This is a genomic window from Trichococcus ilyis (assembly GCF_900109135.1).
GTDB classification, from domain to species: domain Bacteria; phylum Bacillota; class Bacilli; order Lactobacillales; family Aerococcaceae; genus Trichococcus; species Trichococcus ilyis.
Genome location: NZ_FNYT01000036.1, coordinates 1 through 13,120, shown reverse-complemented (window position 1 = coordinate 13,120; position 13,120 = coordinate 1). Strand labels below are relative to the sequence as shown.

Annotated in this window: 8 protein-coding genes; 1 reads left to right on the top strand and 7 read right to left on the bottom strand. The window is 40.9% G+C overall.

Annotation, left to right across the window (positions count from 1 at the left end):
* Positions 1 to 6 precede the first annotated feature (6 nt).
* The 7 genes from BMX58_RS13035 to BMX58_RS13005 form a co-directional block, all read right to left on the bottom strand.
* The gene (locus tag BMX58_RS13035; protein ID WP_068621586.1) at positions 7 to 1,392 is read right to left on the bottom strand and encodes an MFS transporter; all 1,386 of its coding nucleotides are present in this window, start codon (positions 1,390 to 1,392) and stop codon (positions 7 to 9) included.
* A 28-nt stretch (positions 1,393 to 1,420) separates the two neighbouring features.
* The gene (locus BMX58_RS13030) at positions 1,421 to 3,622 is read right to left on the bottom strand and encodes a glycoside hydrolase family 2 protein (RefSeq protein WP_068621588.1); all 2,202 of its coding nucleotides are present in this window, start codon (positions 3,620 to 3,622) and stop codon (positions 1,421 to 1,423) included.
* Positions 3,623 to 3,654: 32 nt separating this feature from the next.
* The gene (locus BMX58_RS13025) at positions 3,655 to 5,400 is read right to left on the bottom strand and encodes a family 43 glycosylhydrolase (protein WP_068621590.1); all 1,746 of its coding nucleotides are present in this window, start codon (positions 5,398 to 5,400) and stop codon (positions 3,655 to 3,657) included.
* Between the two features lie 138 nt (positions 5,401 to 5,538).
* On the bottom strand, positions 5,539 to 7,140 hold the full coding sequence (locus BMX58_RS13020; protein ID WP_068621598.1) for a GH35 family beta-galactosidase: 1,602 nt from the start codon (positions 7,138 to 7,140) through the stop codon (positions 5,539 to 5,541).
* A 29-nt stretch (positions 7,141 to 7,169) separates the two neighbouring features.
* On the bottom strand, positions 7,170 to 7,976 hold the full coding sequence (locus BMX58_RS13015; RefSeq protein WP_068621600.1) for an SDR family NAD(P)-dependent oxidoreductase: 807 nt from the start codon (positions 7,974 to 7,976) through the stop codon (positions 7,170 to 7,172).
* Between the two features lie 32 nt (positions 7,977 to 8,008).
* Positions 8,009 to 10,219 carry an alpha-L-rhamnosidase gene (locus BMX58_RS13010; protein ID WP_068621603.1) on the bottom strand — a complete coding sequence of 737 codons (2,211 nt, stop codon included), beginning with the start codon at positions 10,217 to 10,219 and terminating at the stop codon, positions 8,009 to 8,011.
* A 19-nt stretch (positions 10,220 to 10,238) separates the two neighbouring features.
* The gene (locus BMX58_RS13005; RefSeq protein ID WP_068621605.1) at positions 10,239 to 11,084 is read right to left on the bottom strand and encodes a sugar phosphate isomerase/epimerase family protein; all 846 of its coding nucleotides are present in this window, start codon (positions 11,082 to 11,084) and stop codon (positions 10,239 to 10,241) included.
* 196 nt (positions 11,085 to 11,280) lie between these two features.
* On the opposite strand from BMX58_RS13005, the gene BMX58_RS13000 reads away from it, so the two are divergent.
* Positions 11,281 to 12,492, top strand: coding sequence for a helix-turn-helix transcriptional regulator (locus BMX58_RS13000; RefSeq protein ID WP_068621608.1), 1,212 nt, complete (start codon positions 11,281 to 11,283; stop codon positions 12,490 to 12,492).
* Positions 12,493 to 13,120: the final 628 nt, after the last annotated feature.

Here is a 13,120-nt window from a genome sequence, read left to right as displayed (position 1 = left end):
TCAACTTTATCGTGACTGCTCCATTTCTTTTTCTGCTTCTCTTTTAGCAATTTCTTCTTTCATGAAAGGGATTTGTTTTTCCAATTTATTGAATCTGATCATGGCTAACAGCAACAGCATAAACATAAAGCCTGGAATCAACGAATTGCCCGCGCGTATAGTATTTAAAACAGCAGAACTTTGATCGGCCAAGGCGCCATCATAACCGATTGCTCCCAGAATGATTCCCATCAAGCCGGCACCTACACCACCGCCTATTTTATTCAAAAAATTTGGCATTGCAGCTACCGTGGCTTCCATGGATTTGCCGCCTTTATAGACGTTGTATACAGCTACGTCCATAGCCATCATATTCAGAAAACTGCTGATTGGGATAATCGGCAGCGCCGTGAAAGCGGCACCAATAATCAACAGGGTTATATTATCTTTTGCAAACCAATTGAGGATGTAACCAATAATTGCAAAAAGCGTACATCCAATGATAATTTCTGAAATTGTAAACTTTTTCAATAATGCAGGGACAAGAATCATGACAATAATTCCAAGCAGCGAAGCTATCGACAAAATCCCTAGCAACGCAACATTACCCACAATATATTTAAAGTAATATGTTCCCATTCCGAGGTTGGCAACTAATCCTTTCAATAGAAAAATTACAGCCAGGACCCAAACATATCCATTCTCTTTAAGCATTTTCAGCATGTCCACTACTTTGACACGCTCTTGATTATCATCATCTACTTGCGGATAAATTTCCTTTACAAAAATGAAACGCATAAAACCTATCAGGGATAATGGAATCGCAAATATCAACAACAAGCGCGTCCATCCAGCGCCATTAATTGCAATACTTGCCATTAACACAGGAAATAGTACAGATACCACAATTCCACCTATAGCGGAAAATATTGCTACCAAACTGGACACTTTACCCATTGCTTGAGTATTGGGAAAAGCGCGCATCATATATGGGGTTTCCGAGGCTGCACCCAAAGTCCCGAAAATTGATTGGACAAATATATACATCACAAACACCCATGCTGCTTTGACGGGTAAGCTGAATGATTCCGGCGTGCTGAACAGCAACACCGTAGAAATCCACATACCGATAATCGCAAATTCATAAGGTCTACCTTTTCCGAAACGCGTTAGCGTGTTATCGACAATGTATCCCGCGATGAGATCGGTCACCCCATCAAATATTTTACTGACAAGCAGGATCCCCCCCACCAGGGAAATAGGAAGACCCAGGGTATCCGTACAATAAATGGATAAAAAACTAATAATTGTAAAAACGGAAGCTGTACCTAACGACCGACTTGCCCATGCTAAAGATTTCCCGAGGCCTACTTTTTCTAAATTTGACTCTACTTTCTGCTCAACATTGATCATTGTCAATTCTCCTCACTTTCATCAGGCATTATGCTTTTCCGATTTTGATTAATTTCTTGTTCAAATCTATTACCATATCTTGCGTAACCGATCCTCCTGATTGTTTCGCTAATTCAAGAACGGTCATCCGATCCATTATTTTTTCAATTTCAGGACCAAGTTGTACATTTTTGGCAACATCACCTCTGGCTTCAATAGCCTTTGCCATCATTCTGCCAAGCAGCATTTTACCTTCGGGGTGCTCTTTGATATCTGCCATAGTATCCTGAACGGAATAGTATCCGGGTATAAAACCAAGGTTTTCATCCTCAAACCAGTTCTGAATCATGGAACTTTCCAGATAATAGTCTGGATTGGCCTGATCAACTCTGCAGATGCTGATTTTTTCTGAAAGCTCGCCAGATTTGGCTTCAAAAATGTGTTTATCATCAATTTCCGCTTCGAATGTAAAAATATGAGCGCCGGTTTTTTCTTCCAGGAACACTCCATCTTTATATAAGGAGATTCGATTCAGATTACTGTATACCTTTATCTCTGTTCTATCTTCAGTACGGTCTACATAACGACTACCGCAGATATGAAGAAATGCTGCTTTGGACCACCAAGCTTTGTAAATATAATAGGCATCCTTCTTGATTTTGCGGTCAAAGCTCACCAAGCCTTTATGATTAACGCCGTTATCGTCAGCTTCATTCCTTCCGTCAGCGCCAAAGTCAAACATGTTCCAAGCATAGGTGGACCACAGATATGGTCTTTGCGAGAACATTTCCAGCATGTGTTCATGATAGATGCTCTGATATTGCTCAGAATAATCACCTTTATACGGGTTTGCTGATTGCAGCTTGTACACTGCATCAGCGCCATATTCAGATAAGCCAATCACTTTTTCCGGATACTTTTCATGGAATTCATCAAAGAAGCGATCGTTGTCTTCTAAATCACCGATATACCATCCGTAGTATAGGTTATATGACATGATATCAGCAACTTCAACCAAAGGATGGTCCGTTTCCAACATAAATACATTTGCAATGACCGTTACCCTTGACGGATCCAAACGATGAACTAGATTGTTCAATTCCCTGTGGTTATCTACTATATCCTCGCTTACGCCAGCAGCAGTTATTTCATTGGATAGCGCCCAGCAAATGATTGATGGGTGGTTATAATTTTGAACAATCAACTCGGTCATTTGACTGATTGTATTCTTTCTGGCTTCTGGAACATGTTCCGAAATATACGGAATTTCCGCCCAAACAATAATGCCTTTCTCATCACAAAGATCATAAAAATACTGATCGTGCTGATAGTGCGCTAATCTGATTGAATTTGCTCCCATATCAAGAATGATTGTCATATCTTCATCATGCATCTCTTGTGTTAGGGCATTTCCGACACCTTTACGATCCTGATGCCGCGATACGCCATGCAGAGGGTATGAATTCCCATTCAAGAAAAATCCTTTTTCTGGATCGAAAGCGTAGCTTCGGCACCCAAATTTTGTTGAGATTTCATCGACACAAGCGCCATCAATCATCATTTCTGCTTTAACATTGTATAGATAGGGATCTTCGATGCCATTCCATAAATGAACCTGAGGAATTGTGAGGATTCCCTCAGCCTGTTTTTCATCAGGAATGATGTCAATCGAACCCACACCTTCTATCGAGAATTTTACATAATCGCATACACCCTGCGTATAAGCTTTGATGTTTACGCTTGCATTTCTGCCTTGAATGTCGGATGTCACCTGAAGGCCCGGAGTCCCAAAGTAGTCCATTTCAAAATGATTTTTTGGAACACCGATCAGATAGACATCTCTATAGATTCCGCCATAAAAGGTGAAGTCCGCTTTTTGGGGATAAACTTCTATGTTAGCTGAATTATCCACCAAAACTTCAATCTTATTCTGATTCCCATCTCTTTTGAGAGCATCTGTAATATTAACCCGGAAAGTCGAGTATCCACCATCATGTTTCCCACAAAGTTTGCCGTTCACTTTTACTTCAGCTGAAGAGTTAACACCTCTGAATTCAAGATATATCTCATCCTCATCCCTAAAATTGCTTGGGTAAGGAATCATTTTCGTATACACACAAACGCCTCTGTAATAGTCGTTGCCTCCATCTTGTCCATCCTTCGCGTTCCACGTATGCGGAAGGGTGACTGTCTCTTCCATATTCTCTTTTTTGAATTGCCAATTTTGATTGATACAGACAGCTCTACGCATTAGTTTCTCCTTCTCTTTATTAAATATTTTTTTCATTCATTTACCGAATGCACTTTTCCGTATGTAATACCGTTCTCGTTAAAAGCATCCACTGCAACATAGTACTTTTGCCCTTTGTTCAATCCATTTAATGTGATAGATGATTGGTCATATATTAACCAACTATTGTACAATTTACCAGGTTCGATACCATAGCGAACGTTGTAGCCCTCTGCACTGCTTTGGTTTTCCCAAGATATAATGATAGAGTTATTAACGTCGAGTCTTAGGGTAGGACTTACTTCCTCGGGGTACTTACCGTTACCAGTTCCAAAAATACGTATGTCACTTACGGAAAATTTCTGGTTGTAGGGCATTTTTAAGCAAGTCAAGCGAATGTATCGAAATTCCTTTTCCGTATCCATAAGAATGAAGTCATTACATAAGCTCAGATCCGTTTCACTCTTATCCACTATCATTTCCCAGTCTTTCAAGTTCGTTGACCCTTCCAAATAATAGCGGATGTTTCCTGAATCCATATTGATGAACCGTTTTGAATGTTGGTTGCGGAAGTACTCACTTTCAATCCTTTTGACAAATGGAATTTGAAAATCAGAAAAATTAACTTGGATTGCTGAAACCTTCATCAATTCCCCTAAATCCACATAAACATTTTCACCAGGATTATTAGTGTTCGCTACCCAGATTGAACGAATGTCTTCATTTGTAACATTTAATGCTGGAAAATTATCCGTTTCAGAAGAAGCATGAACCGGCTTATTATGAGAGAGCAACATGAATTTAGGATTTATACATTGAGGATCTTTCTTATAAGAAGGGATTTCGAAAGGATAATCAGCAAAATTTTGGTTACAGAACAATATTCCATCCTGGTCAAATCCTGCAGGAAATATTCCGATTCTTCGCTCCATTGTATGGTTAATTCCTATTCTCATAGTAGCGGCGTGCCACCAGTTCCCAACTTTATCTTTAAACGTACTTCCATGACCCGCACCAGTAATGAATCCGCCAGGTTTTGATGAAAAAGGGCTATGACTACAATATGTAAATGGCCCTAACGGCCCTTCTCCAATATAGACTCCATCTGCATATGTATTTCTTTCAGTTGCGGGGGCTGCATACTGTAGATAGTATTTCCCTTCATACTTATTCATGAATGCGCCCTCAATAAATGGGGCTGTTCCAACATGATCTGCAACCATTTTTGAATACTCATCCTCAAACCAATTTGGGTCGTTATTCACTCCGGTCCTCTCCCAACCATGATTCTCAGTATCCGCTTTAATAAGGCTTATTTTTTCTGAAACAGGCTGAAAAGATTCATTGTCTAATTGTATTCCATATATTGGTTCTTTGTTAGAACATCCCCAATATAGATAAACACTCCCATCATCGTCGCAGAATAGATGAGGATCCCAAAATGGGAATAATTCAGTTACCTCTTCGAAAGGTTCATTGATTGGATCTTTACTTCGAAACAAAGAGCAAGTATTTAAATTACTGGAAGCGCTGAAGTAAATATACCCGTTTAGCTCTCTCACATCAGGCGCATAATCGTAAATAGGTAGTTCACTTCTTTCGACAAATTCCCATGTCACTAAATCGTCTGACCACCAAATCCCCCCAGTCATGGATGAAAACAACAGATAACTGTTATTGAAAAGAACGACTGTTGGATCTGCACTCTCCCTAAATATTACGTTTTGTATATCGCCTGTAGAAAGTTCCTGATATTTATAATCCAGATTTAGTGGATTACAAATGATTGACCTTGGCATCTTCATCTCTCCTTGTTCGATAATTTCTTGGCTCGTTTTGTATGAAAATGAATTATCTTCTGATTAACAGAAAAAATTAGTGGCTGTTCACCAACATAGACACCATCTCCATAAATATTTGATATCCTTCTGTTCATTCTAATTGTATGAATATAACTTCATTCTTAATAATGTCGGCTTTTCGTAACGCATAATGGCAACTTCATCCCCATTCAGACGCCTGTACGCTTTCCATACACCATCTTCGTAGCTTCCTTCTTCCAACGAAAGAATTCCGGAATACGGCTTTTCTTTGCTCAGTGAGAACGGATGGATAATACACCCATTTGCTATCAGATAAAATTCATCCTCAGCAATTTTAAGAGCTAAGCAAACTCCGTCCCGTCTCGAAATCATTTGTGATTCCGTCATAACCTTGATACCATATTCGCCGAACAGCATGATGTCGTCATCTTTTCTTTCACAACTGACCGCCTGCAAATCCGTAGTGCCATATTTTGTCAGCAACAGCGGACTCAAATCATCCAATGTCTTCGTGATCCAATGATATTCTTGGATGTCTTGCGGTACTTCAAATAAAGGATCCGCTGTTTCCACTCCGAACAAGTAACTATCGATTGCCGAGAATTCCTCGCCCATCCCCTCGAACCCAAAAGGAGCATAACCAAGAGCATGATAGTGACCTACAACATATAACTGCCTAGGTCCTGCATAGGCATGAGTGACCGTTTCTGGAATGAAGAGTGGATTATTCAATTTGATGTAATCATCGCAAACATCCATAAAGTTAGGCACATAAATATCTGGCGCGATTACATCGATTTCGGGAGCACAAAATTTCCAAACTTCCATCATCCTTGAAACGGGGCCGCCGCTCGGGTACAATCCAGGTTTCTGACCTTTGTCAAGCCAACAATTCGCTATCAAAGGCAATGCGTACTCTTTCTTTCCTTCCGATGCGACTGAATTGATGTAAGTCGCCACATGATACGCACTGAAGACTTCCTCCGCAACCTCACCAAATACCTCGGTCCAGTTCCCCTCGTTTGCGCCAGAATTGACTGCTTTCTTCACGTCTTCAGCCATGGAATCGGAATTGGACTTCATGAATGCAACAAATTCTTGAGGTACTTCAGATTTGAATATTTCATCAGCATGATCAGAATTTTCACGCGCTGCACCTTGCAATCCCGGCTCGTTCTCCACTTGCACCATAATCACAGTATTTTCTTCTCCGTCGAAGTCTTTGATGTGCTTCATCAGTTCCTTGTAAGCGCGGGCATCGGATTTCTTGGTTTCTTCGCAAAGATAGGATAAGGTTGTGTATGGCATTCCGTAAAAATCCTCCAAATTTGTAAAATTGTGGCCTTTTTTTACTTCCGCTCGCTTAAACCGTGTGACATCTTTCTTTACCCAAGCTGGAGCATAATAGCATTGTGCATTTTTCCAAGCACCGAACCACAGAAAAACTATTTTTTTGTTGTACTTTCGGGCTTGCTCGATTAATTGATCGACCAAATCAAAATCAAAGTTTCCTTCTTCCGGCTCTATATTTTCCCATGTTACTGGCAATAAAAGACTGTTCATTCCCAGACTGATCGCTTTTTCCCAAGCGGATTCCATGTATTCAATCGATGATGAATCAGAATTATGTACTTCCCCCGCCAACACTAGGAAAGGCTTGTCATGGACACTTAACACTTTTTTACCATTTGCTTCTTTCAAATACGGTATTCTCATTCTGACTCCTCCGTTGATAAACTTCACACTTATTCCATAATCTCTGGATGTCTCCACATGCTTACATTTTTTGCTCCGGCAGACAATGCACCGTCGACCGGGATTGCAGCTCCGTTTATATATCGAGCCATGTCAGATGCCAAAAACAAGGCTAAGTAGGCACATTCTTCCGGTTGCCCCATCCTTCCGCTTGGGCAATCATTGATAAAATATTGCCTTGCCTGATCAGGCGTACCATCAAAAATCGGTGTTTCTGTGTATCCCGGACAAATGGCATTGACGGTAACATTATAAGGTGCATAATCCAAAGAGGCTGATTTGGTCATGCCCACGACGCCAAACTTTGTTGCTGTATAAAGAGACTGTCCGCGTTGAGGCATCAAGCCAGCGATCGAAGCAACATTGATGATGAAGCCGTTCTCCGCTTTGCTTTTGAAGATTGCCTCTGCTGCATACTTCATACCCGCAAAAACGCCTTTTAGGTTCAAATCCAGGATCTTGTCGGCATCTTCAATAGAATATTCATGAAGGGGGCTCCCGCCCATACCAATACCAGCATCATTAACTATGCCATCCAAGCGTCCATAATGCTCGACGGCAAACGCCACTAACGCTTTAATCTCTTCACTACTGCTGCAATCTGTTTGGCAAAATACCGCTTCACCGCCAGCATTTCTGATTGTTTCCACTGCTTTCGTTCCCTGTTCAGCATTTCGATTTGCACATACAACCTTCATTCCATGTTGAGCGTAACAGGTCGCAATGGCTTGTCCGATTCCTTTACTCGCTCCAGTGACGATAACAACTTTTCCTTTTACGCTTGCAAAGTCTACCATTTATCCTTATCCCCTTACTCAGAATTAATATTTTAATTGTTTTCGATCTGATAAGTATGAATGCCTTTTTCAACTTCATGCTTGCTGCCGTCAGGAAGTTCAATCACTGCCGCGACCGGGGTCTCAAAGCTGAATGTGATTTGATTCCCTTGATATTCCCATGCAGACTTAATTGTTCCTGTCCGCGCTGTGTAGGAGCCAGTTACTTTCCCTAAGCGTGGGTCTGTATACGGTTTCAAACGAATTTTTTTATAACCCGGAAGGAGCGGGTTAATTCCTAAGATATACTGATAGTAAAATTCACCGACACTACCGAAGGCATAATGATTGAAGGAAACCATATTTCCAGCATCACCCACTTTGGTATCGTTGACCGTTCCATCTTCTTTCAGCGCATCCCAGCGTTCCCAAATGGTTGTTGCACCGTTAAGCACTTGATACATCCAGCCTGGACACGCTTCATCCAATAAAGTATCGAAGGCTAATTTCGTTCGGCCGGATTCTATGAGGAGCGGCAATAAAAACTCGGTTGCAAAGAAACCCGTGTTCAAGCCATTTTTTTCGACGTCCTTAATAAAATTGGCCATCACTTTTTCATAAAGATCGCCTTTAGGCAAAACATAGCGCAAAGCCATGATGTACGCCCCTTGGTAATCACCTTCCACAACACCGTCGCAACTGATATATTTTTCAATATAGGCACTTCTCGTTTTTTCTAATTGTTCCGTGTAGAGTTTTTCGTCTTCAGGCTTCCTTAACTTGCCGGCTAATTTGCTTAAAATTGTCAGATCATTCACTATGAACGAGTTGGAGACGGGTCCATTATTCATAGCCATCCATTGGATATCTTTACCAGGCATCAGCCAATCACCCAGATTCGCTCCCAACCAAAGATGATTTTCGCCCATTTGACGAATCTCCAATTCTACAAATTTCTTGATGCTTTCGTATTGCCGGATCAAGTGATCCATGGTTCCGTACTGCCAGTACAACATCTCTGGGATTATCGTAACCGCATTCCCCCAACCCAGCATACTCAGAAAACCGACACCGGCAGGCCCGGAAGCCGGCACAGTGGGAGCAACATAGCCTTCTGAATTATCCATTTGACTATAGCGAATATCTTTCAGAAACTTTTCAAAGAAGCGCTCCGTATCAAAGTTGTAGCTGCCAGTCCATGCATAAGCTTGTCCGTCTCCGGTGTATCCCATCCGCTCGTCACGTTGTGGACAGTCGGTTGGAACTTCAACATAATTGGATTTCTGCCCCCAAAGTTGATTTTCATAGAGACGTTCAACTAATTTATTGTCACAGCTGAACTTGCCGGTCCGTTCCATGTCGTTATAAATGGCTTTCGCTTGTATCAAACCTTCGACATAATCCACCCCGCTCAGTTCAACATAGCGGAATCCCATATATGTAAAGCGTGGCCTGTATAGTTTTGACGCAGATCCACGTTGATAAATGATTTCCGCTTTGGCGGCCCTCAAATTATCTGTATACAAAGTGTTTCCGTCCAACAGAATCTCACCATGGCGAAGCTTTACTATGGCGTTTTCCGGTAAAAGATTGGGATCTATTTCAACTACCCCCGCAAAATTTTGTCCGAAATCCAAAATTGTCGCCTGTTCTGTTCGAATGATTTCTTTAACCGGCATCGTCTCCTGTAGGATTACTTTGCTGATTGTTTCTGATAAATGATCCGGGACTTTGCCTTCAAAGTTGATGGCTTGTCCGATTACCTCATCTTTTTCTGCCACATCTGCATCGAATATTTCACCGTCGTAGAAGCCGGCATACTTATAAGGCGAACGCAACTCAGTGACACCCTGAATCGACTTGAACGCTTCGATTTCATGATCCGCATACTCGATTTCCAGAATCCAGGATACGGCGCTTTGATCTCCATATATTTGCGTTTTATTTTCATGCGTAAAACGCCCAGAATACCAGCCTTGACCTAAATATACTTTCAGAGTATTTTCACCTCTGTGTATCTTATCAGTCACTGTATAAGACTGATAAGATAAGTCTCTCGGATAGTAAGTGTAGCCAGGAGCAAATACCTGATCCCCAACCTTTTCCGAATTCAGTTCCGCTTCATAGATGCCTAAAGCGGTAATATACAAGTTGGCTGAAAGGACCTCTTTTTCAACTACAATTTTCTGCTGAAACAAATTTACCTTTCCCTCTACATATTCCCTATCAGTAGAGCTGATAAAACACTGTTTTAAATCTTCCATACTGCAAACACATCCTTTTCTAAACGTATTTATTCATAAACTCCGCGCTGAGTTGCAGCGACTTGATGGCTGATTTTCCAGCCCAATTTTGATGACTTTCCAAAATAATGGATTCAACACCATAACTCTTGGCAATGTCCACCAGATTTACTAAGTTGATGTTTCCATACCCCAACTCGATGCTGTCCGATTTTAGTATAGAATTTGTGGGACCTTCAATTCTTGTGCCACGATCATTGATGTGATAGAGTTTCATTCGTGACCCCAATTGATGCATCAACCAGGGAACATCGCATCCTGCTTCGGTTGCCCAATAGGAGTCAAACTCAAAATTTACGTAGCGTGGATCTGTCGCTTCGATCAAAAGTTCAAAGGCAGTTTGGCCGGTAGATAGTCTGCGAAATTCACAATTATGATTGTGATATAAAAGATTCAAGCCTGATTCAGCTATTGTTTCTCCAGCACGATTCAGTTTTTTGGCTAATGCCAGTACTTCTCCTTCAATGGAATAATCAAACTTTCGCATACCTGTAATGACGATATTTTTTGTTCCAAATGCTTTTGCTTCTTCGATGATTGGCTGCGGTTCCTTCAATAGTCCATCCAAATATTCATGCAGGCTGACTACTTTCAAATCCATTTCAGACACCAAGCGATGCCAATCCAACGTCCCACTGGATCCTATCGGCATCCCCGCCATTCTGCACAACATCCGCACTCCAAAAGACATTTTATGAATCATAAAGCCATTCAGCTCAATACCTTCGTAACCTGCATCTTTCATAGCCTGCAATGCTTTTTTCGCTTTTGCTTCTGTACCAAGCTCTTGCCGCAACTGAAATTGTTGAACTGCTCTAATTGTCATAATGGTCCCTCTTTTTTCTAGTAAATTCATTGGTTCTCAGTATGAGGACTGAATGATACCCCTTTCGGAAGTATAAGTGATCGTGAATACCCCTCAACATGTATTAAAGAATATCACAACAAGAAAGCGCATTCTTGCTATTTTCGGACATTTATTATAAAATCCAATGATAAATATATCTTCGGAGGAAAAAAATATGGATTTAGAATTGCTTCTGCATTTTTGTGAATTGGAAGCGGAAACCTATCAGGTACCTTATACCGTTTATGACCACAGTGAAAAGATATACTGTAGTTCACCAATATTAGTAAACATCGATCTGCTCACACCTAATTTAACGATTTTCAATAAAATTGAATCCAACGTAAATTATTTCATTACTGAGAATTTCTTGATTTTTGGTTATATAAGAAGCAAATATGATGACAAATTGTTGTTTATCGGACCAAGTGTTATAGGCGTCATTTCTGATAAAGATATCGAAAGGATTATCAGCAGAACCGAATCGAAGATGACGCCAGAACAAAAAAAAGAGTTGCAGGAATATCTAAGAACCTGCTCCATCGTCCCGATGGGAAAATTCCTTAACGCACTCAGTGTAGCCAGTTGTCTGCTCAACCAAGAAATCGTATCGACTCAACAGTTATTGACAAAAGGAATTGAAGAAAAGAATATACTGAAAAAAGCACAGCAACAATTGATTCATCTTGGTGAAGAAGAAATTTATCTTAATGAAATAACTTCCCATCAATCACTCACCAACTATGAAGAGCAAATTTCATATTTAATTAAAACTGGCGCGGTTGATCAACTAAATAAGATGCTGACGGATTTTTCCTACAATTTCGGTAAACTAGGGCCTGATTCTTTAAGGCACTTCAAAAATTCATCCATAATCTTAAATTCTCTGGCACTCAGGGCAGCTATTGCCGGCAGCCTGAATCCCGGCACGTGTTACAAACTGGGTCGATTCTATGTGCAACAACTAGAGCTGTGCACGAATATAGATAGTTTAAGCACTTTGACGCTTTCAATGGTAAAAGACTACTGTATGCGCGTCAAAAACGAACAAGCTATTAAAACGGGTGAAGATGTGATCAATAAGAGTATCGATTACATTACGGAAAATTGTCACGCTAAAATTACGGTTACGATGATTGCCGAAGAAGTCGGCCTTTCTCCTGAATATCTATCCTCAAAATTCAAAAAAGTCACAGGAATCAATCTTCCAAACTTTATCAATCAAAAAAAAATTCAAGAAGCCCAAAAGCTCCTTGCATTTACATCCATGTCCCTTTCAGATATTTCTGAATCTTTGGCTTTTTCGAACCAAAGCTATTTTCAGGCAATTTTTAAAAAAGTTACAGGAATAACACCCTTAGCATACAGAAAAGAAAAAAAATTCTGACAGCCTCCGCGATTGTTCTTTAAAAAAATGGAATGGCAATTCCCTGTCGAAAGCATCTTCAGAAAATAATTAAAGAGAAGGAACAATCACCTCCGCGGCTGACTGTTCCTTCTCTTCTTAAAGGGGTCTGTTCATTGCGTTAAATGAACCGGTCCCATTCTTATTTCGTGCCTAAAATAGATTGGTGTCGGGTATTGTGACGGTTGCGACCGCTGACCAGTCGACAGTCGCGGGATCTCTCGGTTGTTCGCGATGCAATAGACTCCAAAATCGAGTAGGAGGTAGATGATTAGTTCATCTACCGTCCTCTCACACCACCGTGCGTACGGTTCCGTACACGGCGGTTCAGTACCTTGAGTAAGCAGACTCTGCCAGGAGGCTTAATGAAATTAAGCCCCAATGGTGGAGTCTTTTCGTCGTAAGTGCCCGATGAACTTCGGGCGTTTTGGAGAGCCTCCAGTGTTTCTTTCTGGAGAATCCGACGCGCTTTGCGCTATCTTTATCGAGACCAAGCTTGGATAGTCTGTCAATCTTCGTACGTGAGCTTTTCCATCGTTTAAGAATAAGTTGTCTGATTCTGCGATGCAGCCATTGTTCTATCCTTCGGATAAAGGTTTTAATGAACCCT